Genomic DNA, 24,766 nt, shown 5'->3' on the forward strand with positions numbered 1-24,766 from the left:
CATTTCTTTTTTTATAGAATAAAAGGAGAGGAATTGGAATCCCTCTCCCTCGCTGTATTATTTTCCTAGAAAACTTTTGGAAAAGAAGTCTAATTGGTAATCTAATGTGATTGGATCATTGAAGAAGAATTTTTTTGCATCAGCTTCATACAGTTTATTGTTTTTAACGGCAGGTATGTTTTTAAACGTGTCAGTTTGTTGGAATGAATTGTCCTGATCTTTGTTATTGCTCAAAATCACATAATCACCTGCATAGTCTTTAAGGACTTCTAATGATAAGGCAAAGTAACCATCTTTCAGCGCCACTTCTTTTACCTTTTCAGGCATACCCAATTTCATTTCTTGATAAAGGATTTCCGTTCCACGTCCCCAATTATCACCGTATACATAGAACTGTTTGTCAAACTTTTCGAAAACGGAAACGGTAGCATCTTCTCCAATTTTGGCTTTAATTTCATCACCAGTTGTTTTTGCCCGTTGTTTGAAATCATCCACCCATGCTTGAGCTTCTTTTTCTTTATTCAAAAGTTTACCGATTTCTACATGTTGTGTTAAATAGTCAACTTTTCCGTATGTATATGTTACGGTTGGAGCAATTTCCTTTAATTTATCGACATTTTTAATCGTGGATAAACCAATGATTAAATCCGGGTTCAACTCGATGATCTTTTCCAGGTTTTCGTCCGTCACTTCTTCCACATCTTTTAACTCTTTAAAATTCGGGTTCATTTTAGACCAGGAATCAACCCCTACAAGATTAACATCCAAAGCCATTACGTTACCTGCGAAAGATGATAGTACTAAAACACGCTGAGGATCAGCCGGAACTTCAACAGGACCATTTTCAGATTGATAGGTGATGGTACCTGATTTTTCCTTTTTGGAAGCGGAGCTTTTTTCTTTTTCGGCTGACTCGTTACCACAAGCGCTAATAATTAACACTAACAGCAGTATAAATGGAAACATTATCTTTTTCATTTGTTGTCAAATCTCCTTTTAGTAAGTTGTATGTGCTGCACATTGGTTTATTCGTTCGTTGATCTCGTCCGATTACCGCATCAATATGGAATACTTCCTTAAGAACTTCATGAGTGATGACTTCTTCACAATCACCTGCTTTGACTATTTCCCCGTCCTTTAAGGCAATAATATAGTCGGCGAAGCGAGCAGCTTGGTTCAAATCATGAAGAACCATGACAATTGTACGTCCCTGTTCTACATTCAGCCTCTGTAATAATTCCAGAACCTCCAGCTGATGCGCCATATCCAAATAGGTGGTCGGCTCATCAAGGAAGATGATTTCCGTTTCCTGGGCAAGGGCCATCGCAATCCAAACACGCTGGCGCTGACCTCCTGAAAGAGCATCCACGGGACGGAACTTGAAGTCTTTCGTGCCGGTCACTTCAAGTGCCCAATCAATCACATCATAGTCTTTCTGGGTCAGGCGCCCAAAACCTTTTTGATAGGGAAAGCGCCCATATGATACGAGCTCCCCAACCGTCAAACCGCTTGCACTCTCGGGTGTCTGAGGAAGTATGGCCATTTTTCTGGCGAGGATCTTAGTGCTTTCTTTTGAGATATTAACCCCATCTAAAACAACCGTACCTGATTGATTTGGAATAATTCTGGTGATCGCTTTCAAAAGTGTCGATTTCCCACATCCATTTGAACCGATGATCGTTGTGATTTTTTTATCTGGAATTTCCACACTGAGATCTTTTACAATTAAACGTTCACCATAACCAATATTCAAATTCTCTGTATATAGGCGAACCATTTTTTAACCTCCATTTACTGAAAAAAATAGGTAAGTAAAAACTCAAATGAAAATGATTATCATTATCCACTACTTAATTACTATAATTCTATCTAAATATATTGTCAATGGTAATTTCATGGTCATATAAGAAGAATTTCTGACAGGATTTTTGGGGCCGGTCCGTATTACCGACTGACAATGAAAACAATAAAGATCCCGGAGACGTTCCCGGGATCTTTACTGTTTGGCTCATACTCAGCACTTTGGCAAGAATATTCCTAATAGGCCGTATTCATTAATCAATGTTTCTTAAATCCTTGCTTCTCAACATAATCCTTCATGTACAGCCTGCTTTTCTTTCCAAGCATTCCTGCCATTTGCCCGGTCCAGGTGTCTTTTCGTTTACCTTTAGTCCGAAGCTCATAATAACTGGAAATCGTTTCATTATACTCTTCAAGTTGTCCGATGAACTCTTGCTTATCCTCCTGATATCCATTTTCATGATAAATGTTGGACAACGGCAAACGCGGCTTTTTATCCGAACGGTTTTTCGGATATCCGACCGCTAGAGCAAATAATGGTATAACACGATGCGGTATATTCAAAATCGCTGACACTTCCGGGAGATTATTGCGGATCCCGCCTATATAGCAAATGCCTAGATCCATCGATTCTGCCGCCAATGCTGCATTTTGGGCCGCTAGAGCCGCGTCAATACAGGCAACCATGAATTTCTCGGTACTTTCAATCGATTCGGACAGGTCCGTGTTTTCCATTTCGGAAACCATATCCTGACGATATAAATCGGCGCAAAAGAGGAATAGATGTCCATTCTTCTCTACATATGACTGTGGTCCGGCAAGTTCGGCAAGCTTGGCTTTCTTTTCCGGGTCGGTTACCCCTATGATTGAATATGCTTGAATATAACTTGAAGTAGATGCAGCTTGGGCACATTCCACAATCGTATTGATTTGCTCCCCAGACAATAACTTGTCCTCAAAGGAACGAATGGAACGGTGATCTAAAATCTTCTCAATAATGTTATTCAATGCTCCCACCCCTAAAGAATATGTAAAGTATTCATCATCGGGGCTGAAATGCCCCCGATGACAGTATTGATGAAACTCAACCTTTTGTTTTCAAATCCAATTCACGGTAATTTTGCTGTCTAAGTGCTTCATAAACCAAGATGGCTGCCGTGTTCGACAGATTAAGGGAACGGACTTTATCCGTCATTGGAATCCGCAGGCACCGATCCATATTTTCTTGGATCAGATCTTTCGGGAGACCCGTCGTTTCACGGCCAAAAATGAAGAATATCTCACTGTCTTGATCACTGTAATCGAAGCTGGAATGCGGCTGCTCCCCGAATTTCGTCAAGTAATAAAATTCACCTCCGGCATTTCTTTCAAAAAACTCTTCTAACGAATCATAATAATGGATCTTTACATTCTCCCAGTAATCGAGCCCGGCCCGTTTGAGCTGTTTGTCATCCGTCGAGAAACCGAGCGGGCGAATGAGATGTAAAGACGTATCCGTCCCTGCACATGTTCTTGCGATATTTCCTGTATTTGCTGGAATCTGTGGTTGATATAAAACTACATGTATTGACACTTCATTTTCACCTCTAGTTTGAACTTCACCTTAATTATAGCATTAAACAAAAGAGACTAAAAACCTATCACCCTCCATCCAAAATCACAAAGAATTTATAAACGATGTTCGGTGTATATCTGGTTGAATCCTCATACGTCCAATATCGGTGACGGCTGTTCATCGTATGTGCATTCACAAGCGGCATCCCGTCCTGATCCTTCGCCGTTACAATCAAGTTATGGTCAAACCGTCCGTCCCCTTCGAAATCTATGCAGAGGATATCGCCCAAATTCAATTCCTTGGCCGACTCCACCTGCTTTGTCCTGATGGCATTCCCGGCTTTAAGCAGATGATATAAAGAATGGGCTGTCGTCCATGTATAACTCCAGCTTTTCCCCCTTATCCACCAGCCCTTATTTTTATTTGGCGCCCCCCACATCGGTATTCCTCCTGCATGTAAACATTGTGAAATGTAATTCGTACAATCATCGGTGAATTTATAATAAGCCGGATTGAATTCATTCCACCAACGCTCGGCATATTGAACGGCCTTCATTCGATCATACCTATATGCGAGACGATCTGCGCCTGGATCACATTTTGGCAGTGCCTCTTCGGTTTCAAAGCTGGGAATCAACTCATTTTCATCCACTATATACCCATTTCGAAACCGTGCCTCTCTTTCTTCCATTTCTTCTTCTATATAAAATGAATCTTCCTGTTTCAATAAATATTGCAGATGGACATGATAGGTCAGGACTGTATCCCGGTCTTCCTTTCTCTTCGAATGTATCTTGCCTGCCGCATTCACCCGAACAATTTCGGCAGCGCGGTTCCTCATCATTTTCTTCTTCAAATGTAACTTCCTTTCACCCCGTTCCAGATCATCTGAAGTATAAAACTCCACTCTTTCTTGTAAAAGGCGTTGCAATTGTTCCCTCAAGTTCATGCCCTCCTTCTTACCATCTATGCTAATGTGTATGTACGAGGGCATGGACAAAAACACAACTTCATAGATATGGGAGTTTTCAATCCTTAACCATAATGAAACTTTTTATAAAGATTTTCCTTGAAGCTTCCGAAATATCTTAAGCAAAAAAGCCGCCCCGTTATATTTACGAGGCAGCTGCATTTTAAATGTTATTTTGTTTCCAAGGTAAACTGCAGTCCTTTCTCAATTTCCGCCAATACCTCTTCATCCTTTTCCTTCGTTCGTGCTTCTTCCAATGCGGAAACAGCCTGCTCCCGGCCAATTTTCCCAACTGCCCAGGCCGCCGTCCCCCTGATGACGGGTCGCGGATCATTCTTCATGACCTGTATCAATAGAGGCAATGCCGTTTCATCTTTGAAATGGGCCAATGCTAAAATGGCATTTCGTTGGATTGGTTTTTTACCGCGCCAAGAGCCAGATACATGGCCGTATGTCTCTTTGAAGTCCCGATTTGAAATTGTAAGCAGGGGTTTTAACAGCGGTTTCGCCAGCTCGGGATCGGGTTCCATCTCCTCATGAAAATGAAAATCCATTCCTTTGTTTTTCGGACAAACGGTCTGGCATGTATCACATCCATACAAACGATTTCCTATTTTCGTCCTGAACTCATCCGGAAGGAATCCTTTTGTCTGTGTCAAGAACGCAATGCAACGCTTGGAATTTAGCTGCCCGCCCTGAACGAGTGCTCCAGTCGGGCAAACATCGACACATTTATTGCATGTCCCGCATTGATCTTCCATCGGTTGATCCGGTTCAAATGGCAGGTTGGTTATCATATCTCCCAAGTATACATAAGACCCGAATTCCGGTGTGATGATCATACTGTTTTTTGCACTCCAGCCAATACCTGCACGCTCAGCCACTGCCCTATCTGATAACTCACCCGTATCAACCATGGATTTCATCATTGCCCCTGGCACTTTATCTTTAATGAAATTCTCAAGTAACTGCAATTTATTACGGAGAACGGTATGATAATCCGTCCCCCAAGACGCCCGGCAAAAGATCCCGCGGCGTTCACTTTTTGTACTTTGCGGAGCATCCTTCAATTTCGAAGGATAAGCAAGAGCAATCGAAATGATGGATTGCGGTTTATCGAATATCAATTCAGGCCTTACCCTTTTTTCTATATCGGCTTCTTCAAACCCTGACTGGTAATCCAGTTCCTGTTGACGTATCAGCCGACCTTTCAGTTCGGTGAAAGCCGTAGCCGATGTAAAGCCGATTTTATCGATGCCGATTTCCTTACTATATAAAATCACTTCTTGCTTGAATGAGTTCATATCCATATTAATCACCTACGTTCATTCAGTATTCCCATTGAAGCTTGAATCCATTTCAAACCATTGCTTTCTATGATAAACTAATTGCAATCATTTTTGGAGGTGAAACGGTTGGAAATTACCGTATCAGCTAATATTAGCAGTAAAATCCCTGAATTCAAAGTCGGGGTCATTACATATGAAAACATCGAAGTCGGTCCCTCCCCGCAAATGGTGAAGGGAAGACTTCAACTATTTCAGGAAGCTCTTTTCTTCGACCTTGAAGAAAAGGAATTGACCGACTTTTCCGGCATTAAAGTGTGGCGGGAAATTTTCAAGGCTACAGGAACAAACCCGTCACGGTATCGTCCCTCCGTGGAAGCCCTTTACCGCCGCGTAAAAAAACAGAATTACTTGACACCCATCCATTCGGCCATCGATTTGAATAACTTCTTCTCGCTGTTATATGAAGTTCCGATCGGCATTTATGATGCTGGAAAATTAACAGGAGACATCTCGATTAAGATTGGCGAGGGGTCAGATGGGTATGACGGTTTGAACGGCCGCTTCAATTCCATGGAAAATATGATTACCTCAGCCGATCATGCTGGCGCATTCGGAAGTCCTTACGTTGATTCAGAACGCACCAAAGTCACTGAAGAAACGAAAAAAGCCATCCAAATCATTTATTTACAACCCAATACTTCAACCACGGAAGCAAATCAGCTAACGAAATCCTTGATGGACATGTTTCTTGAAATCCACGGTGGTGAAGGAACTTACTCGATTATAGAAGGATAATTAAAATTGAACGGAAATAAACCCTTTCCACAATCGGAAGGGGTCTTTTCATTATTGTTCCACTTATAAAACCAGTCCGCTAGTATCCTTTTATTCAACCGATCGATACCCTGAAAAAGGTTCTTAAATTTCATTTCAGTCGATTCCAGAAACCCGCTCCCTTTCCGCCGACTGTCTGCCAAGCCTCCTCGACGTAAACGTCTCCAGGGTCTCGGCTAGCCAGTTACTCGGCAAGAGTGTCGCAAATTTCTTCCATCCTTTAAGGATTAATGTAAAAAACCTCAAGGATTACTTCGTCTTAAACTTGGTTCGGGATAGCCTACGGTTTTTTCTTAATATTTCATTCCAGTCGATTCCAGAAACCCGCTCCCTTTGCACCGACTGTCTGCGAAGCCTCATCAAAGCAAACGTTTCCGGGGTCCCGGCTAGCCAGTTCCTCGGCAGGAGTGTCGCAAATTTCTTCCATCCTTTAAGGATTAATGTAAAAAACCTCAAGGATTACTTCGTCTTAAACTTTGTTCGGGATGAGTCTAGCCTGCGGTTTTTATTTAAAAGAACGTTCCAGTTGATTGGAACGTAAGGTACGAGACTCCTGCGGGAAAAGCGTGGCCAAGGGAGACACCGAAGGCGAGAGCCAAGGAGGCTCCCGGACCGCCCGCGGAAAGCGAGTGCCTGTAGTGGAAATCAACGATCAGATTTGCTAACCCTCAAAAACACTTTCCGTTTTACCCCAGAAATTCATTACCTTCCCTCCGACTGTCTGCGAAGCCTCATCAAAGCAAACGTCTCCGGGGTCCCGGCTAGCCGGTTTACAATGGTTACTTTTTGCCTTTCGATTGATAACCATCGATGCTACATAAGCCTGGCACGCCTTTCTCTTCCCCATTAACAAAAAAAGCACAAACTTATTCAAACGGATTCTACTAACGTAGTTAATCATATTGACTAAGTTCATGCTGCATTTAAATCCCCACACTCCCAGATGAAGGATAATCAAAAATTTTTTGGGTATGACATACTGTGTTACCGCTTCTATGAAATGCAGGCAATTTGGACAATAAAAAAAATCCCACTGTAAACAGTAGAATTCTTGTTATAATATTTAAACGCAAAGCTTCGTTCTCCAGGTAACGAAACCCTACGTTATGAGTATGTATTGGAGCGGGTGAAGGGAATCGAACCCTCATCATCAGCTTGGAAGGCTGAGGTTTTACCACTAAACTACACCCGCATATTCTTGTAGAAGTTTGTCGAATTACCAATCAACAAAATTAATTATATAGTTTAATGTGAAAAAATGCAATAGTTCTTTTAAAAAAAATTAATAATTAGCGTATTGTAACGTTAATATATTCATTCACTCTAGTAAGTATGTTAAAAAGTCCTCTGATTCAGAGAACTTTTTTCATCCTATATGATGATTTAAGACCAAATGACTTCCATTAAACGCGGATAAACCTGCTGTGCCGTTTCAAGCAGCATGATTAACTTCCTGAACGCCAAATCCGGTACGATATCCCCCTCAATGGAGTATGAATAACGAATGGAAATGGTCCCATTTTCTTCATACAGCTTGGAATACCTGAAATTAGCATTAAATTCATTCAACAGTGAATGTACATCCTGTTTCTTTTCAGGATTCTTCAACTCGGCGACATTAAAGCAAAATAAGTCCGCCACATTTTCATCTTGATTGAAAGCAAATACTAAAAGGACCTTCCACCCGTCCTTTAACTTTTGCTCGGCTCTAAAAAAGGTGGTGCCATCTTCATTCAACTCATTCATATAGATTTTCTCACTAGTTAAAAAATCACGAAATTTAGCAACGTTTGACATGGTTCATCACCTTTCTGTTTATAAGTCCATTTTATAATGAAAACCAGTATTTTTACAGACTTTTCTAACAGCCTGCCAATTTCCTCCTATTAACAGGGGCGACATAAAGGAAGGGAGTCAAGTATGAACTCCCTTCCTAGATTGATTAGCAGGTTGCTTCTCCGCAAAATTGAAGCGCTACTTGCAGGTCCAAAATTCCCTGGCGGATTTTTGAGTATCCTTCCATTTCAGGAACTTCTTTATTCGTAAGTGGTCGACCTTTATCTGCCGCTATCGCCATGGTTTATCCTTCAAATGGTTTAAGAGAGATACCACTAATATATTTTAATTGAAAAGAAACGGCTTTTTCCCGATTCAATATCGAAAAAAGGCCGCTTTTGTTATAAGCTGCTTAAAAATCACAACGAAAACCTTCCTCAGCTTTATTTCCATAAAACTTATAGTTGAGCGAATTCGGGTTCCGCAACTTTTACAAGCTGTTTTCCGAGGTTCGTTCCTTTAAACAGACCTAAAAATGCATCCGGTGTGTTTTCGAACCCTTCAATAATCGTTTCTTCATACTTCAGCTTTCCTTCTTGAAGCCACTTACCTAATTCCGTAGCTCCCTCCTGGAATCTAGAGGCATAATTTCCAACTGTGAAACCTTTCATTAGTGCACTTGTTTTGATCATTGCCGATTGCAGACGCGGTCCTAGATCTTTTCCTTCCGCGTTATATGAGGAAATCGCCCCGCATAATGGAATTCGGGCATTTGCATTCAAAAGTGTAAAAACAGCATCGGACACCTCGCCGCCCACATTATCGAAATAAACATCGACTCCATCAGGAACAGCATTGGCTAAATCTGTCGCAAAACTATCACTTTTATAATTTACGGCTCCATCAAACCCGAGCTCTTTCGTTAAGTACTCAATTTTTTCATCCGAACCAGCGATGCCAACAACCTTCGCACCTTTAATCTTAGCAATTTGTCCGACTACTGAACCAACCGCTCCAGCCGCTCCTGAAACGACTACCGTTTCACCTTCTTGAGGTCTACCAATATCGAGCAAACCAAAATAAGCAGTTAGACCTGTCATTCCAAGAATCCCTAAATGAGTTGTGACCGGAGCCACCTTGGGATCAATCACACGGATATCCTTTTCAGTGACAACTGTGTATTCCGCCCAGTCGATATTCCCAACAACGACATCCCCTTGTTTGAACGAATTCGATTTCGACTCAACAACTTCAGCAACAACGCCGCCCGTGATGACCTTATTCAATTCAAATGGAGCTATATATGATTTGGTATCTTGCATTCTGCCACGCATGTATGGATCGACAGATAAATATAATGTACGTACTAAGATCTCATTATCCTTCGGTGTAGGAACTTCACTCTCAACAAAGTTAAAATCTCCTTTCGAAGGCATACCTTTCGGGCGATTTGCCAGGGTGATTATTTGTTGTTTGGTTTGTGTCATCATTGTTCCTCCTTCGTTTGAATACGTAATTTCGAAAAGAAGCGTATCACTGATGAAGTTCATAGGTCAAAAAATATGATTGGCTATTGCTTCCATAACACTATTTATGTAGCCTTTCCTGAAAACCTCAAACTTGCTATAACCTATTATGTCCAATGTTTTCATTTCGATAAACTGTTCGCTCTCCAGAAAAATTTAACGGCCTTTCCCCGATTGAATACCGGGAAAAGGCCGCAGCTTAAATACTCTATTTTTATTGTCTGCTTGGCAGGGCTCCTGCCCCTTCTTCATATTAACCAGTTTAATGAACTGATTCGTGAATATTCTACATCAATTTTGAAATGAACATCGTAGCAATTCCAAAGTAAATTAGTAACGAGAGTATATCATTCAGTGTTGTAATTAGCGGACCAGAAGCAACTGCGGGATCGATGTTGAATTTATATAATATCAAAGGAATAATGGTTCCAGCTAAAGTCCCGATAATCAGGGTCATCACCAATGAACTTCCAACCACTAATCCCAGAACGGGATTTCCCTGCCAAACATAAGCTATGATGGAAATTAATATTCCGCAGGTGATGCCTATTATCAAGCCAACTTTCAGTTCCCGTATAATGAGTCTGGTCACGACTCCTTTATCCGTATCACTAGTGATTAGGCCTCTTACAACAACAGCTAAAGATTGAGTACCTGTATTTCCAGTCATCCCTGCGATCATCGGCATAAAGAAGGCCAGTGCAACAACTTTGGACAAGGTTTCTTCAAAACCGCTTATAATGGTTCCAGACACTAATCCGATGAATAAAAGTAATATAAGCCAGGGCAGCCGACGATATGCGGCCACATGCGCCTTCGTGTCAAAGTCTATAGCTTTACCGGATGCCGATAATTTTTCAATATCTTCATTCGCTTCCTTAATGACAACATCAATAATATCATCGACGGTTACAATTCCTACTAACTCATTATTTTTTTCCACTACTGGAATTGCTAAAAAATCATATCGCTCAATAACACGAGCTACCTCTTCTTGGTCTTCATATGCAGATACGGAGATAACTCGGCTGTACATAATATCTTGAATTTTTTCAGATTCATCATTTATTATTAAATCCCGATACGAGACAACACCTACTAATTTTTTATCATTATCTATTACATAAAGATAGTTGATCGTTTCCGAAAACTCCGCAAAGATTTTCAGTTTTTCAACTGATTCACGCACCGAATAATGTTGGGGGATCCATACAAAACGGTTTGTCATGATTCGCCCTGCCGTTTCAGGGGGATAATTCATGATATTTTGAACGATTTTTGATTCTTCTTGTTTCATGCCAGAAAGGAGTTCTTCGATTTTTCCAGGGGATAGGTCCTCTAACAATGAAGCTAGATCATCATTATCCATTAAGTCCATTACATGGCCGGATTTCTCTATTCCCAATTTACTAAGAATTTTTAATTGATGGGCCTTCTCAACTTCTTGAATCAGTTCAGCGATTTGTTCTGAATCGAGTAACAACAAGAAGCGTGTATGGTGTTTTTCTGGGAGCCCTTCAAAAATTCGCGCAATGTCATATGGTTGGAGTTCTTCCAATATCGCTTGAAATTCTTTCTTTTTTCCTTCTTTTAATGCCTTTATGATTTGTAAAGTCATTTGATTTTCCATCTTGTCTCTCACTCCTTTTTAGGGGAGCCAAAAAATATTTCCCTTATATATTAAGAGTAAAAAAAATATTATTATTCCCCTTCCAAAATCTTGTTTCCATTCACGAAAAAGTCGTCGTGAATAGTTGTCCAAATCCCTCACCTCCAGGAAAAAAATAAAAACACCTCCATTACAAATGAAGGTGTTAAATAGGTATATATGCGTACATTGTCTGGTTGACAAATACAAACAGCCGTATATGATTGAATGACAAATACAAGCATAAATCCAGTTCCTCCATTCGTAGAGCTTTAGCACTGTGTGGCATAGGACAAAGCCAGCTACATTAAAAACCACCTTATGTCGATGGTTTCTGTTGACCCATTGGCGTCTTTCGACATTTTTGGGCAGTAGCGTATCTCCTACACAGGAGCCTCACCTAACGAGGATATTTAATTTACACATTCACTCTAAAAGAGTTTCTTTTAGATGTCAATGTTTAATTCAAATAATTCTAATTTCGACCTGATTTCCCTACCTTTAATGGAAACAACACCAACTTTTGCGCCCGGATTAAAATGGTGATTGAATGTCCCTTCGATATTTTTTAAGAATTCCCTCTTAACAGCCACGATTTCCACCCTATTTAAAAGGATACAACGGAGAAATAATGCGACTACAAGGGAAAATATTGGAATTTTATATGGAAACTTACTTATAATGAAAACGGATATCCAATGACTGAGTCTAATTATTTCAAGAAAGGAACTGGCTCAAATGAAAAAAATTTTGTGGATTATATGTATTATCGTAAGTGCTGCTTTCTTAATGGCAGGTTGCAGAACCAAGGACGATGTACAGGTGGAGGAGAAATCGAAGGAAGTGAGCTCATTGAATGCTATTGAAGGCAGATGGGAAGGGAATATTAAGATCCCAAATCACCCGCTTCCAATCATTGTTCATTTTACGAAGAAGGATGGAACGATAAGTATTCCTGTACAAGGGTTGAACGAGTTCCCCTTAACAAGTGTAAGGTTAAGTGAATCAGACTTGTTTTTTGATATGAAAATCCAAAATCAGCAAATTACGTTTGATGGGAAAGTAAATCAGGATAAGATTTCAGGAACATTTGTTCAAAAAGGGCAAGCCTTCCCCTTTGAATTGCTCAAGAAATCCGATCAGGCAGTTGAAGAAAAAGAATCAGGTGAAATCGTGCAGGCCGACTTAAAGAACGGAACCATTAAAGGCCTTTTAGAAACACCAAAACATGAAGGGCCTTTTCCTGTGATGATTATAATTGCGGGTTCCGGGCCGACCGATAAAGATGGTAACACCATTGCAAATCCCGGAAAAAATAATAGTTTGAAAATGTTAGCCGAAAGTCTTGCTGAAAAAGGGATTGCAAGCATCAGGTATGATAAGCGCGGAATTGGTGAAAATATGCAATTGGCAGGAAAAGAAGAGGACCTGAGATTTGAACAGTATATTGATGATGCAGCTGCCTGGGTCCAATTTGCCAAAAAGGATGGCCGTTTTTCCAAAGTCGGCATCATCGGCCATAGCGAAGGCTCGTTAATTGGAATGGCAGCCGCAAAGAAAACAGAAACGGACATATTCATTTCATTGGCGGGTGCAGGCGAACCTATTGACCAAGTTCTAATCAAACAGCTTGAAGAGCAGCTTACACCGGCGTTATTAACGGAATCCAAAGATATACTGGCAAAGCTAAAACAAGGAAAACAAGTCGAGACTGTCAGTGCTGATCTGCAAAGTGTATTCCGCCCCTCTGTTCAGCCTTACATGATTTCTTGGATTCAATATAACCCGCTAGAATCAGTAAAGGAACTGAATATCCCTGTTCTGATCGTCAACGGCAATAGAGACATTCAAGTGCCGGCAACTAATGCAAAAGCGTTACATGAGGAAAAAGGCGATTCAGAATTACTTATAATCGAAAAGATGAATCATGTATTGAAAGAAGCCCCTGCAGATCGAGCAGGAAATTTAGCAACCTATACAAATCCTGAACTGCCATTATCCTCTGGATTGGTGAGTGGAATCATTGAATTTTTAAACAAAAATGACATCACCAGAAATTGAGAATTGTTTCTCCCCCGGGTTTGCAAAGATCACTCAAATGATTCTTGGTGCCTACAATATTAAGGTAAATAAGGAGATCAAAATTGAAGATTATCGCTTTAAAATTACCAAAAGATTTGAATGAAAACACTTATGAAGAAATGCTCAATTTATGTCCTCGACAAAGACAATTGAGCATACACAAATTACAAAAGATAGAGGATAAATACCGTTCTTTATTTGGGGAGCTATTAGCTAAGTGGTTCATAAGTGACAGTTTAAAAGATCCATTTCAAAATATCCAATTTGTCTTAGGTGAAAATGGGAAACCCCATCTAGCAGGAGGAAGAATTCACTTTAATATTTCCCATTCAGGTGATTGGGTTGTTGTTGGCATTCATAATGATTCCATAGGCGTTGATATAGAAGAGGTCAAAGATTTCAACATCTATGAAATTGCCAACAGTACTTTTAGCAGTGACGAACTAATGTATTTAATTAAATCACCCAAAGCTAATCAAATCGAAATTTTCTTTAAAATGTGGACGCTGAAGGAAAGCTGGTTAAAATGTATAGGTTCAGGTTTTTTGGTTCCCCCAAATACTTTTTCAATCTTGAATAGAAGGAATCGTTATAGTTTAGAAATACCAACTGAGGAATTTTCAAAAATAAAATCACTAGGTTTAAAAATTGGAAATACGTCTGACTATCGTTTTAAGTTGTATCATCTTGGATCTGGGTATCCCATAAGTGTTTGTGCTAATAACGGAAATGAAAATCATTTCGAATTCCCTGATAATATCGATATTATAGAATTGAATAGTTTAATGAATGAGTTGAAAACACTTTAAATAACTTTATATTACTATATAGAAGTTTTAAAGTGTCGTTCATGATTTTCCCTGAAGCTGAGAAATGAGGCACACTATCATGGAAACCATTGCCTAAGAACAAATGGTAAGTCCTATTTGTTTTCAACTTCTTCAATTGTTTACGCCTCGCTGAATGGAATCATATTAATAAAGCATCGTCTTTACCTCAAGCTTTATTCATTCTATTTAAAAAAATGAAGACTTTAGGAAATTCTATCTAAATGGTAAAACAATGTTGAGTGGAACGTAAGGTGCGAGACGCCTGCGGGAAAAGCGAGTGCCTGGAGTGGAAATCAATGTCCAAAATGTACAGACCGAAAAAAAATGTAGACAAACTCGAATTTCATCGAGTTTGTCTACATTCCGAAGGCAGAATATTTCTGCCTTTTTTTATATTTTCTCCGATATACTCTGTCCAACTTTTGAATTATAAGCTAATATACTTTTTTGAAAGAGCATGAAAAATAGGAAAGCGCTTATTAAGGAAGAAAAAGCAGCGACCAGAAAAGCTCCCTCATGCCGAATTAATGGTACAAATGCTAGTAACTGTGGAGCAAATATTCGACTTATTGAATAGCGTATATTTGCCGCAGCAAAGTACTGTGCTTTTTGGTTAGCAGGCGCAATGCCAGCAATGTAAGAATCCTGTGTACTAACAACAAGTAATTCAGCTACTGTAAGGATTAAGACTCCTATAAAAAAACCTATATAGTTTTGAGAAAAACCAAAGATAACCATGGAGAAAGCATACAAAATACTGGAACCTACAAACCCAAAACGGGTGCTATACTTTGAAGAAAGCCTAGCCGCCATGCTGCCTAAAATAATTACCAAAATCCCATTTGTCATTAACAAAGAAGCATAGTTTTGAGAAGCATTAATTGTAAAACCGAATATTGATGTACTTTCAGATAATCGATCTAGTAAAGTTGACGGAAGCAATATTTCTAACTGCATGAAAGCTTGAGCTGCAAATACACTGGCAACAACAAAAAGTAAAAGACGTTTATCTTTTCCTATAAGCACTACTGCTTTTGTAAACTTACCATTTGCATTCATTCTTTCTTCATTACCTAATTTTCTATCAACCTGAAATTCCGGAGTTTTCCATAGTGATATATATACTAAAGTCAGTACAGATACCAAGGATGTTCCGATAAACCAAATAGGCATGGAATCAAATATAAAACTTCCTATAAGTGGACCAAGCGTCACCGCAACATTAAATATCTGGTAGGTGAATACATATGCTTTTTTTTGTTCCTTTTCATCGAGCCAATCAGATATATAAGCTCTTCCTGCAGGTATATATGAAGAATAAGCTATACTCATTAAACCGAAGCTGCCAAATACCATTATATTGCTTCCAGCTATTCTTCCAATGATAAATAATATAGTCGCAACCAGAAAACCTATACTTGAAGATATCATCATAGGTTTTCTTCCTATCCTATCTGCAAAGATCCCACCCCAAATACCTGATATTACACCCAATACTGAAATTATGGCTAAAGCAAAAGATGCTAGGTAAGGGTTCCAGGCATCGTTTAAATATAAAACAATAAATGGAAATAGCATATAAAATAAAGTGTTTTGAATACCCTCAGCAAAAAATCTCCAACGCATATGATTTTTTTTCATACTATAAACCCTTTTTCCTTAAATTTATACATACCTTATAGATGCAACTTGTTCCATAATAATCTTAGCAACATTTTCAGCATTTGGAGATTTATAGATCGTAAAATGTTGAGCTGGAACTGAACGCACTGTTAGTTCCCCAGCCAAGTAATTTTCCCAACCTACAGTGGTATCATGCTCATTTTCTTCAGCTCGTATAAACAGAACTTTTCCGTAAAAAGCTCCTGATATATTGTAACGATGAATAGCGACATTATTTGCTTCCCAAATTCCCAAGCCGCTCTTAACATCCTCAACTTCTGCGTCCATATGGAGATGACCGCCATCTTTTCCTAAATTCAAGAGGAATTCCAATAGTTCTCCTTTGTCCATGAGGGTTAACTCATCCGGATCAAACTTATCATTAGCTCCATTCGTAAACTTTAATGCATATGATTTTACAAACTCCATTTTGTCGAAATCACGTGCTTTACTGAAATGACAGTCTAATAATGTTAATAAACCAACGTCTCTTCCTTCAGCCTCAAAGGAACGAGCTATTTCATAAGCCACATTACCACCGAACGAATAGCCCGTAATATAATAAGGCCCTTCAGGTTGAACAGATAGAATATAAGAAGCATATCGTTTAGCCATATTTAATAAATCATCTTCATATTTATCACTTTCAGGAATCTCCGCACTTTCAATTCCCCAGACGTCAAACATTTCATTTAATTCCGCAGCCATTTCTTTATAACACCAAAGTGCTCCGCCAGCGGGGTGAATAAACCATATTTTTTGACGGTTCTCAGCTGGTGAGACATGTACTACGCCATTAGGTTTAATGGAGTTTGTTATAACATGAGCTATTCCTTGTACAGTGGGATAATCAAATACAATAGATACTGGCAAAGTTAGCTCGAATTTCTTATTTAGTAGAGCAATAAATCTCATGGCTAATAACGAATGGCCACCTATTTCAAAAAAGTTACTATTTAAATTGTCGTCTGAGTTTCTGAAGATATCCTTCCATATGTTTTGAACTTTCATTATTGTTTCTTTATCCGCATGATAGTTCTTGTCATTTTTCAATGTTGTGGCTTCCATACTATTTTCCTGGATTTCAAATTTAGTGGTTTCATCAGCTATTCTTTGCATTTGAGAGATCCATTCTTGCTTCACTTCCGAGATTACATGATCCGTAAACAAATCGTTACAGTATTCTATTGTGAATGTTGAATTCTCTCCATCATGTTCTATGATGAAACTAAGATCGCATTTGGAAGTATCACTTAAAACCGATTCCATTTTAAATTGAGTATAGGGTTGTTTTTTCAAAAATCTATTATATACAAACATAACTTGAAATAGTGGCCGATAGTCACTATTTCTACTCTTCAGAACAGCAGGAATAATTTTTTCAATGGGAATATGCTCGTACTTTATTATCTCGGCATAATCCTGTGCAATCTTTTCGGAAATACTTTTTAATGTAGCATCCTCAGTAAAGTTAATTCTAAACGGAACTACATTAACATAATTCCCAATTGCTTCAAAATCCTGTTCGTAGGTTCTATTTGCTACTGGTACCCCCATGCAAATATCCCGTTGTCCACTCATTCTGGCAAGGACATAAGCTGCCATTGCTAGATGAATGGAGAATTCTGTAATTGATGTATTCTGACAAAAAGAAAGTATCTTTTGCTCCAGTTCTTTTGGCAGCGAAAACTTTATATGATTACCATTTATTGTTTGGGTACTCCCCTTCATCATACTTGTTGAGAATCTTGATTGATTTGGAATCTGTTCTAGATACTCCTTCCAAAATTCAAGACCCCCACTAAAGTCCATTGAGTTTTGATGATGTGCAAATTGGAAGAATGCAGCATTCATTTCCGTATTTTCCACAAGATCGGTTTCAATAAGTTCATGCAACTCATCCACAAATAACTGAGATGACCAACCATCAACTATTAGATGATGGAAAGTTAATAATAAATATTCCGCCTTGTCAGTACTAAATAATGAGGCGCGAAATCCACCCTTATTTAATTCAAACTTCCTTTCTGCTTCAGTTTGAATTACTTCTCTTAAACCTGCTTCCTTAACTGAACGTTCACTTATTTCGGAATTCAGCGTACTATCATATTTCTGTATATATTCACCATTGTTAGTTAATATAATTCGTGATGATAAAATCGGATGTCTTCTTCGTAAATAGGAAATTGCTTTTTTAATTTTTGTAGTTTTACCTTTTTCAAAGTTTAACAGAAACGCTATATGATATTGAGATGCTTCCTTTTCTTGTTCAAAGAATAGTATACCTTGTTGTCCCAACGATAATGGAGCTTCAAGATTGGCATCAAATTTTTGGTTTACCTTTTCCAATTTCTTAGGTTCTACAGTTTTCTTGCCATTCTTTGAAATATTCTTTTTCAGATATTCTGCTTGTTTTCGAATTGTTGGATACAAGAATACAAATCCATGTGTTAACGATATTTGAAACTCAGCGGAAAGGAGGTTTGCGAGTCGAATTGCCAGTAAAGAATGCCCTCCTGCTGAGGCAAATGCAGTTGTAGCAGAATGAACTTTTTCTCCTAAGACTTCTTCCCAAATATTCGCAATGACTTGCTCCCATTTATCATGAATTCCGCCAAAAACATTATTACTTCTAAAAGGTATTAAAGATAATTCCCGTCGATTCATTTTCCCATTCTCTAAATAAGGGAAACTATCCATCTGGACAAAAAAATTAGGAATCATATAGGAAGGCAAACGTTTTTCAATATAGCTTCTCAACCCAATCTCATCCCAAGACTTTGTATCACAACGTATATAAGCTACAAGCCATTGTTCTTCGACTTCTTCACGAACCTCTACAACTATGTCTTTAACGAAAGATAATTCTCGTATGGTTTCTTCAATTTCACCAAGTTCAATTCGAAGTCCTCTTAACTTTATTTGTAAATCTTTACGTCCTCGAAATTCGTAATGACCATCTTCTCTAATATAAACAAGATCTCCAGAGAGGTAAGACAATTGACCTGTAGAAGGACATATAACAAACTTTTCTTTTGTGGCATCGGGAAGACCAAAATAACCCAAAGCTAGACCCTCGCCGGAAATCAGTAGTTCCCCTTCGCAACCAGTACCTAATAAATTCAACTCTTCATCCACAACATGTACTGAAGCATTATCGATTGGCTGTCCCAAATCGATTTCTCTAAAAAGATGATTTTCACCCGGCAAACAAACTCTATAAGTAGTATCAATAGCTGCTTCAGTAGGGCCATATAGATTTATAATCGGTATTGGTAAATTCTTTTGGATTTTATTAACTAACGATGTTTGCAATGACTCACCACCGCAAAACAAAAGGCGCAAGGATGTGAAATTGGATAATGATCCCTGTTCCGACAATAATTTAAGTACAGTTGGTACAAACTGTACAACTGTTACTTTATGCCTTTTGATATCAGTCGCAATATCAAATGGGTTGGATGAACCGATAACCATAGTACCACCAGATGATAGTGGTGCAAATATCTCCCAAACAGAAGCATCGAATCCCGATGCAGTTTTTTGTAAAAATACATCATCTTCAGTCCAAGAAAATTCTTTTTGCATCCATTGCATATGATTGACAATGGCACGATGCGGAATAACTACACCTTTTGGTCGTCCTGTAGAGCCAGATGTGAAAATGATATAGGCAGGTGTTTCATTATTAATCAGAACCATTGGAGGATCTTCAGCCCTAATTTTAGAATGCTCTCTTAAATCTATGGAATTCCGATTAAAGGCTAAATCCGGAACGGAACCGTCAGTCATTAATACATTGACTTCTGCTTTTTCAATACAATACCTCAGTCTGTCTAATGGATAAGAAGGGTCAAGTGGCACGTAAGCAGCACCCGCTTTTAGCGTTGCTAGCATGGCAGCTATTGATGAAATGGATCTTTCTGCTGCAATGGCGACCCGGTCTCCTTCGTTAATGCCCTTCTTTACAAGCAAATGGGCGAGAGCATTTGCCCAACTATCCAATTCCTTATATGTTATAACCTTATCTTTATCTTTTATTGCAATATTATTGGGATATATAGTTACCATAAGTTCAAAAGCATTTTGAAGAAAGCTATTATTCATAATAATTTAGCGTATTGGAAAATCAATAACGCTGTCCTCCTTTGGGCAACTTAGTATGTATTATAAAATTCAAAGCTATTAGAGGAAACAAACCTGTCGGGAGCTAACTCCCGACAGAATTATTATTTATCCGTTTACAATGCAATCCGTACCCTCTACATAGTGCTCTTTATGTTCTTCTAAACTCCACAAATTAACGGTTTTCATTATCCAACGAGTCCTTTGCTTTTCCACATCCGTGATTTCTTCAACATCCTTACCATGAATAGAATGATTGTTTGACAAGGAAATGAATTCACCCGCTTTTAGTAGGTGCGGAGCCTTTAATTCATGTAGTAAAACTTTTATTTTATCTACAACTCCCTGGGCTTCTTCTGTAAGACCCACTGTCCGATTTTCAAAATATGCAATATCAAATTCTTCTTCATTCAATAGGATGGCGTGGTTTTTTGCACGCCCTAGTTCAGTACGATTACCATATGTCGATAAATCATCAAAAGGTGTATAGAAGAGTTCTTGACGCATCAAATTTAAATCAGAAGGATCTAGTTTCTGAATTAAATCAATATTTTTGACGAATGTTGTAAAGATTTGATTTCCTTCATAAGCCCTCATTGATAACATGTTCACAAAATCAGGCCGAACGAAATGATTTGCTAAATCTTTATGGAATCCTAAAGCCACCAGTGCTTTTTGTGATTGTGTTTCTGATAAAGATTTCATAGGATAGATATCTTGAAAGACATCGCCATCATTTACATTTATATATCCAATAGCTGGCATTTCCATGACTTGAGCATAGAATTGAAGAAAGCCTTCCCCAACATATGTTTTTTTAAGCTCTCTTTTTGATTGAACTGGTGATTCATGGTCAAAAATAGGAACATCTTTATCTATAGGGCAGTTTTGTAGGTATAAGTAAGGTTCTTCCTTCCAAATCCTATTGCCGGCAGCTTTTATTTTTTCCACAATATCTTTTATTTCAACATCGTTTTCGACAATGTTTTCGATTTCTGAACGAAAGGAAGTGTAATCTTCATAAGGATTACATTTTAACTCCAAAAATTTATTTGTAAGAAGTTGATTCTCTGCATCTGTAAACACATAATCAACTTTTAATTTATTCTTCGTACTTGCATTAGTATCTACACCCATTAACTTAGCTCCAATCTATTGATTTTATTTTTACGCAGTAAATCACTAAAGTCTAGATGTAAAAAATCTAGCAATCTTCTGAATAATAGGGCCCTATTAATATGTAAATACGTATATGATTGCTGGTGCTACCAAATTTTAACACGATAGTTTTCAGAATTCAATGAATCTTAAAAAAATAAAACTTCTTGCTCATTACCACTCACATTAGGGCTTTTATTTCTAATATGGCAATGTCATGTTTCGTCATTTTCTGATCACCTGGCATGGCAGTGTTACACGAGATCAAAAGGAGGATTTCGGTGTTTTATAACCTGATTTATGGTGATGGACTGCCTGGTTGATAACAGGTAAATCTTGAGAAATACAAGAAAATGCTTAGCGTATATGTCATTAATTCAGGTCATCTAAATCAACCGGGAATCGAATTTTTCTACATTTTTTGAATATTGTAGAGTAATGAAGAGTACAGCATTCCTCTATTGACCTGATCGAGTAATGATCCTAAAACCCGAGAACAGAAAAGCAACGTTGCGACTTTCTACCTGGTTTGATCAACGTAAATGGAACAGGAACTTATGGACTGTAATTTTGAGTGGATAAAAGTAATCACCTAAGTACATATCCTCCTTAGGTTAAAGCTTGATCCCCTTAACAAAATAGCACGTGAAATATATTCTATTGAGACAATTATTGAAAATATTGTCCACTTAAAATAGCCCTCCTTCGTATACATGGCTTCAGTTGGCCATGGTGAACGATCTTTTTCAATAAAATCGTACATTCAGAAAAACAATGGCAGGTAATCTAACAAAGAGGAAGATTTTGTATAAATCCATTAGTATAATTGATGAAATTACAATAAGAAAGGAAAGATCACTCATGCATGCTTTAAAAAAGAATGCCACATGTTTCCTTGAAATCAGTTATCTGTATATACTGTTCTTTTTTTCAGAGCTACAAACTACTACCGCAAGCTTTTTAAAAATAAAGTAAAAAATATGTAATTAAAACCTCTTGAATGAACTATGTTAAAAGATCCTCAAGTTTTCGAACATTCCCTTACGATTATTTTATCTTCATAATTAGCACTTTCAACCGTCATAACAGCCAATTTGTACGCCTTGTCTGGGCAAGATCCCTCAAAGGCGAAATGGCAATTCCCCTACGGTTCCAGATTGATAAACTGGATGCCCGACAAGCGTTTTAAGACATTAACTCAGTCCTCTGTAACTCCATAGGGCTGAGCTTTTTTCAATAGGTAATGATTATTCTACTATCCTCCCTACTGAGCTACCTCACTAGCCGTGAATGAAAAATATTACAAAGTTGTTCCTTTCAAGTGAGAAACATAAGTTCTCCAAAAAAGGACAAACTGTATTTGAAAAAAGAAAGGAGATGTGAGACATGACAAAAAAATTCAATAAAGGCAGCCGTAACCAAAATTCGCCGCAATTACACGGACAAACCCCTATTAGTGGGGACAACAGCAAAGGAAATAAAAGAAATAAAGATCAGAGCTCTAAATCAGAGTAACTAATGAAACAAACCGGTCATATTCAGACCGGTTTGTTTCAATTGCAGGCACTCTTCATTGTTAAATAGAACAATTCTCAAAGGTCCCCTTCTAGCGATCATTGAATTATCCTGTGTACACTGGACCAACTTTGATTCCAAAAAGCCCAAGCGTTCCAAACTGTAAATGGAGTGCTGCAAAACTGACCCCAGGAAAGTTTTAATTGAAAGGAATTCGTTTTACATATTTAAACCGGATTTGAATGTGGGAAATTATGTTGAGTTAGCTATTTTATTCTTTTTGCATTAGATCTTCTGCTCTAGTGTTGATGTCTCCAAATCGTCAGTATCTTGATGAGTATAAGTAAAGTTTTTTGTCATCAAACTGACCACCACTAAGACAACAATGTTAACAAATAGGGCGATAATACCTACATTCAGGTCTTTTATTGCTTGAGGAAGATAGGGAAACAGTTGACCAATTTTTATATTCCCCAGTTCCATGATGGAAACTAGCACTCCTCCTGTTATAATCCCGGCAAATGCTCCATGTTTTGTTACAAAATTATTTCTCATCAAACTGGCGAAAAAGGCAGGAGCAAGTTGTGTGATGAAATTATAGGCGATTAACGCGAGACTAAAGAGGGTATTTCCCCCCTGAAAGGTCAAGTATATTCCAAAAAGAGAAATAAGCGGAACCATGTATTTTACCAGTTTTGCAATCTGTTTTTCCGTTGCTGATGGAGTGAATACGCTATATATATTTTTCGAAAGCAACGTTGATATAGACATCAACAGCATGGAACATGGCACTAAAGCGGCTAAAACTCCAGTTCCACCAATTAAGCCCACAAACCATGGATCAAACTCCCGTTTAGAAAGCTGCAGCAAGATTTGATCGGCATCGCCGCCTTTTAATTCAGGCATCTGTAAGATAGCGGCGAATCCAACAAAAAAGGCAAACAGTAAAATCAATTGGTACAATGGCATTAGGATTGCATTTTTTCTTAAGGCTTTCTCGCTAGAGGCAGCATAAATAGGAGAAAACCCGTGCGGCCACATATAAAATCCAATAGAGCTTAACACAACGGTCGATATATACCACGATACGCCCATTCCTTGATCTGGGAGTATGGTAAAGTTCGGCTTTGCCTGTTCAATGGCCTCATACATAGGCTGGAGCCCGCCATAATAATGCATGGGGAAATAAACCCCTAGAAATACGATGATGCCCAGAATCAGAATATCCTTCAAAATAGCTGTCCTGGCTGAGCCATGAATACCGGAAACCATTACAAAAATGGTAACACCTATTGCTCCGACCCAAATGGCAGCTGTAGAAGAGATTGCCCCATATGATGTTGCAAACACAATATATCCTAATCCCTTCAATTGCAGGACCAAGTAGCAAGTACAAGCTATGACACCTATAACCGCAACAAGTACTCCAAGATATGGACTTTGATATTTTTTCACAAAAAAATCAGATTGGGAAACTAATTGGTGCTTCTTTGCATACCTCCAGATTGCTGGAAATGTCCAATAGGAGATGACCGTGGCCAGGCAGCCATATGTGACGATACTAAAGATGGAACCACCTTCCCCATAAGCCGATCCACTTGCACCTAAAAAGGTGAAGGTGGTATACATTTCACCTGCGGATAAAAGGAAAATCAAAAGGGCTCCCATTCCGCGGCCTCCAACCGACCATTGTTCCAAGTTCATTTCTTTCCCTTTTTTAGCCTGGATACCGATCAAAACGGAAATGACGAAAAAAAACAGGATGAAAAGAACGGCAATATTCATCTTGAATCTCCCTTCTGATTAGCAGGATCCAGTAGATAAATAACCCACATTATACCTGTGGTCAGCACAGACCAGAGTACTATCCAAAAATGAAAAAATGGCATTCCCAGAACATAGGGAGTCACTTTATTTGTAAACAAGGCGCCTACGATAAAACCAAGAAACGGGATAATTCCGAGCCAATATATTTTTTTCATTCTCTTAGCCTCCT

The 24,766-nt window shown here is 38.5% G+C and carries 20 protein-coding genes, 1 tRNA gene and 1 riboswitch; of the genes, 4 read left to right on the forward strand and 17 right to left on the reverse strand.

From position 1 onward, the window contains the following. Window positions 1-57 precede the first annotated feature (57 nt). From J7I96_RS05280 to queG, 6 genes are all read right to left on the reverse strand, one after another. A complete protein-coding gene (locus tag J7I96_RS05280; protein WP_214925417.1) occupies window positions 58-978 on the reverse strand; it encodes an iron-hydroxamate ABC transporter substrate-binding protein in 921 nt (306 codons plus the stop codon). Then, window positions 929-1,777 carry an ABC transporter ATP-binding protein gene (locus J7I96_RS05285; RefSeq protein WP_214925411.1) on the reverse strand — a complete coding sequence of 283 codons (849 nt, stop codon included), beginning with the start codon at window positions 1,775-1,777 and terminating at the stop codon, window positions 929-931. The genes J7I96_RS05280 and J7I96_RS05285 overlap by 50 nt, the downstream gene beginning before the upstream one ends. Window positions 1,778-2,058: 281 nt before the next feature. Further along, window positions 2,059-2,808, reverse strand: coding sequence for an oxygen-insensitive NADPH nitroreductase (nfsA, locus tag J7I96_RS05290; protein WP_214925409.1), 750 nt, complete (start codon window positions 2,806-2,808; stop codon window positions 2,059-2,061). 76 nt (window positions 2,809-2,884) lie between these two features. Then, a complete protein-coding gene (gene trmL / locus J7I96_RS05295; RefSeq protein WP_048689880.1) occupies window positions 2,885-3,373 on the reverse strand; it encodes a tRNA (uridine(34)/cytosine(34)/5-carboxymethylaminomethyluridine(34)-2'-O)-methyltransferase TrmL in 489 nt (162 codons plus the stop codon). Between the two features lie 67 nt (window positions 3,374-3,440). After that, entirely contained in the window at window positions 3,441-4,298 is an 858-nt protein-coding gene (locus J7I96_RS05300; RefSeq protein ID WP_214925406.1) for an amidase domain-containing protein, read from the reverse strand. Window positions 4,299-4,495: 197 nt separating this feature from the next. Further along, entirely contained in the window at window positions 4,496-5,635 is a 1,140-nt protein-coding gene (queG, locus tag J7I96_RS05305; protein WP_214925400.1) for a tRNA epoxyqueuosine(34) reductase QueG, read from the reverse strand. Window positions 5,636-5,740: 105 nt separating this feature from the next. On the opposite strand from queG, the gene J7I96_RS05310 reads away from it, so the two are divergent. Next, window positions 5,741-6,409, forward strand: a complete 669-nt coding sequence (locus J7I96_RS05310; RefSeq protein ID WP_214774005.1) for a B3/B4 domain-containing protein — start codon at window positions 5,741-5,743, stop codon at window positions 6,407-6,409. A gap of 1,157 nt (window positions 6,410-7,566) precedes the next feature. On the opposite strand, the gene J7I96_RS05315 is transcribed toward J7I96_RS05310, so the two are convergent. The 6 genes from J7I96_RS05315 to J7I96_RS05335 all read right to left on the reverse strand — a co-directional run bounded on the left by J7I96_RS05315 (window position 7,567) and on the right by J7I96_RS05335 (window position 11,991). Next, window positions 7,567-7,640, reverse strand: a tRNA-Gly gene (locus J7I96_RS05315). A 191-nt stretch (window positions 7,641-7,831) separates the two neighbouring features. Continuing rightward, window positions 7,832-8,245 (reverse strand): YbjN domain-containing protein, encoded by a 414-nt coding sequence (locus J7I96_RS05320; RefSeq protein WP_214925397.1) that lies wholly within the window; start codon window positions 8,243-8,245, stop codon window positions 7,832-7,834. Window positions 8,246-8,390: 145 nt separating this feature from the next. Beyond that, a complete protein-coding gene (locus J7I96_RS28345; RefSeq protein WP_285292086.1) occupies window positions 8,391-8,525 on the reverse strand; it encodes a hypothetical protein in 135 nt (44 codons plus the stop codon). A 157-nt stretch (window positions 8,526-8,682) separates the two neighbouring features. Beyond that, on the reverse strand, window positions 8,683-9,711 hold the full coding sequence (locus tag J7I96_RS05325) for an NADP-dependent oxidoreductase (protein ID WP_214925395.1): 1,029 nt from the start codon (window positions 9,709-9,711) through the stop codon (window positions 8,683-8,685). A 325-nt stretch (window positions 9,712-10,036) separates the two neighbouring features. Beyond that, window positions 10,037-11,380 carry a magnesium transporter gene (gene mgtE, locus J7I96_RS05330; RefSeq protein ID WP_214925393.1) on the reverse strand — a complete coding sequence of 448 codons (1,344 nt, stop codon included), beginning with the start codon at window positions 11,378-11,380 and terminating at the stop codon, window positions 10,037-10,039. 267 nt (window positions 11,381-11,647) lie between these two features. Further along, window positions 11,648-11,813, reverse strand: a riboswitch (M-box (ykoK) riboswitch). Between the two features lie 31 nt (window positions 11,814-11,844). Then, window positions 11,845-11,991, reverse strand: a complete 147-nt coding sequence (locus J7I96_RS05335) for a hypothetical protein (protein ID WP_214925390.1) — start codon at window positions 11,989-11,991, stop codon at window positions 11,845-11,847. Window positions 11,992-12,136: 145 nt separating this feature from the next. Between J7I96_RS05335 and J7I96_RS05340 the strand changes: the two genes are divergently transcribed. Together J7I96_RS05340 and J7I96_RS05345 are read left to right on the forward strand one after the other, a co-directional pair. Then, window positions 12,137-13,459 (forward strand): alpha/beta hydrolase family protein, encoded by a 1,323-nt coding sequence (locus J7I96_RS05340; RefSeq protein ID WP_251029090.1) that lies wholly within the window; start codon window positions 12,137-12,139, stop codon window positions 13,457-13,459. An 83-nt stretch (window positions 13,460-13,542) separates the two neighbouring features. Continuing rightward, window positions 13,543-14,289, forward strand: coding sequence for a 4'-phosphopantetheinyl transferase family protein (locus J7I96_RS05345; protein ID WP_214925387.1), 747 nt, complete (start codon window positions 13,543-13,545; stop codon window positions 14,287-14,289). Between the two features lie 411 nt (window positions 14,290-14,700). Here J7I96_RS05345 and J7I96_RS05350 read toward each other — a convergent pair whose 3' ends face one another. From J7I96_RS05350 to J7I96_RS05360, 3 genes are all read right to left on the reverse strand, one after another. Continuing rightward, complete coding sequence (locus J7I96_RS05350) at window positions 14,701-15,951, reverse strand: MFS transporter (protein WP_214925382.1); 1,251 nt, start codon at window positions 15,949-15,951, stop codon at window positions 14,701-14,703. A gap of 24 nt (window positions 15,952-15,975) precedes the next feature. After that, window positions 15,976-20,079 (reverse strand): non-ribosomal peptide synthetase, encoded by a 4,104-nt coding sequence (locus J7I96_RS05355; protein ID WP_214925379.1) that lies wholly within the window; start codon window positions 20,077-20,079, stop codon window positions 15,976-15,978. 126 nt (window positions 20,080-20,205) lie between these two features. Beyond that, the gene (locus J7I96_RS05360) at window positions 20,206-21,234 is read right to left on the reverse strand and encodes a hypothetical protein (protein ID WP_214773987.1); all 1,029 of its coding nucleotides are present in this window, start codon (window positions 21,232-21,234) and stop codon (window positions 20,206-20,208) included. A gap of 1,407 nt (window positions 21,235-22,641) precedes the next feature. Here J7I96_RS05360 and J7I96_RS28350 point away from each other — a divergent pair. Then, complete coding sequence (locus tag J7I96_RS28350) at window positions 22,642-22,770, forward strand: hypothetical protein (protein WP_285292087.1); 129 nt, start codon at window positions 22,642-22,644, stop codon at window positions 22,768-22,770. Window positions 22,771-23,055: 285 nt separating this feature from the next. On the opposite strand, the gene J7I96_RS05365 is transcribed toward J7I96_RS28350, so the two are convergent. Then, entirely contained in the window at window positions 23,056-24,555 is a 1,500-nt protein-coding gene (locus J7I96_RS05365) for a sodium:solute symporter family protein (protein ID WP_214925376.1), read from the reverse strand. After that, window positions 24,552-24,752 carry a DUF3311 domain-containing protein gene (locus J7I96_RS05370; protein ID WP_053533885.1) on the reverse strand — a complete coding sequence of 67 codons (201 nt, stop codon included), beginning with the start codon at window positions 24,750-24,752 and terminating at the stop codon, window positions 24,552-24,554. The genes J7I96_RS05365 and J7I96_RS05370 overlap by 4 nt, the downstream gene beginning before the upstream one ends. Between the last annotated feature and the right edge of the window lie 14 nt (window positions 24,753-24,766).

Source organism: Bacillus sp. ISL-78, assembly GCF_018613455.1.
Taxonomy (GTDB): domain Bacteria; phylum Bacillota; class Bacilli; order Bacillales; family DSM-1321; genus Peribacillus; species Peribacillus frigoritolerans.

Bases quoted from the DNA above. Each gene is read 5' to 3' on its own strand.
- J7I96_RS05355 (WP_214925379.1), bottom strand. From the start codon at position 20,079: ATGAATAATAGCTTTCTTCAAAATGCTTTTGAACTTATGGTAACTATA.
- J7I96_RS05365 (WP_214925376.1), bottom strand. From the start codon at position 24,555: ATGAATATTGCCGTTCTTTTCATCCTGTTTTTTTTCGTCATTTCCGTT.
- J7I96_RS05325 (WP_214925395.1), bottom strand. From the start codon at position 9,711: ATGACACAAACCAAACAACAAATAATCACCCTGGCAAATCGCCCGAAA.
- J7I96_RS05370 (WP_053533885.1), bottom strand. From the start codon at position 24,752: ATGAAAAAAATATATTGGCTCGGAATTATCCCGTTTCTTGGTTTTATC.
- J7I96_RS05350 (WP_214925382.1), bottom strand. From the start codon at position 15,951: ATGAAAAAAAATCATATGCGTTGGAGATTTTTTGCTGAGGGTATTCAA.
- J7I96_RS28350 (WP_285292087.1), top strand. From the start codon at position 22,642: ATGACAAAAAAATTCAATAAAGGCAGCCGTAACCAAAATTCGCCGCAA.
- J7I96_RS05280 (WP_214925417.1), bottom strand. From the start codon at position 978: ATGAAAAAGATAATGTTTCCATTTATACTGCTGTTAGTGTTAATTATT.
- J7I96_RS28345 (WP_285292086.1), bottom strand. From the start codon at position 8,525: ATGGCGATAGCGGCAGATAAAGGTCGACCACTTACGAATAAAGAAGTT.
- J7I96_RS05285 (WP_214925411.1), bottom strand. From the start codon at position 1,777: ATGGTTCGCCTATATACAGAGAATTTGAATATTGGTTATGGTGAACGT.
- mgtE (WP_214925393.1), bottom strand. From the start codon at position 11,380: ATGGAAAATCAAATGACTTTACAAATCATAAAGGCATTAAAAGAAGGA.
- queG (WP_214925400.1), bottom strand. From the start codon at position 5,635: ATGGATATGAACTCATTCAAGCAAGAAGTGATTTTATATAGTAAGGAA.
- J7I96_RS05320 (WP_214925397.1), bottom strand. From the start codon at position 8,245: ATGTCAAACGTTGCTAAATTTCGTGATTTTTTAACTAGTGAGAAAATC.
- J7I96_RS05340 (WP_251029090.1), top strand. From the start codon at position 12,137: ATGAAAAAAATTTTGTGGATTATATGTATTATCGTAAGTGCTGCTTTC.
- J7I96_RS05360 (WP_214773987.1), bottom strand. From the start codon at position 21,234: ATGGGTGTAGATACTAATGCAAGTACGAAGAATAAATTAAAAGTTGAT.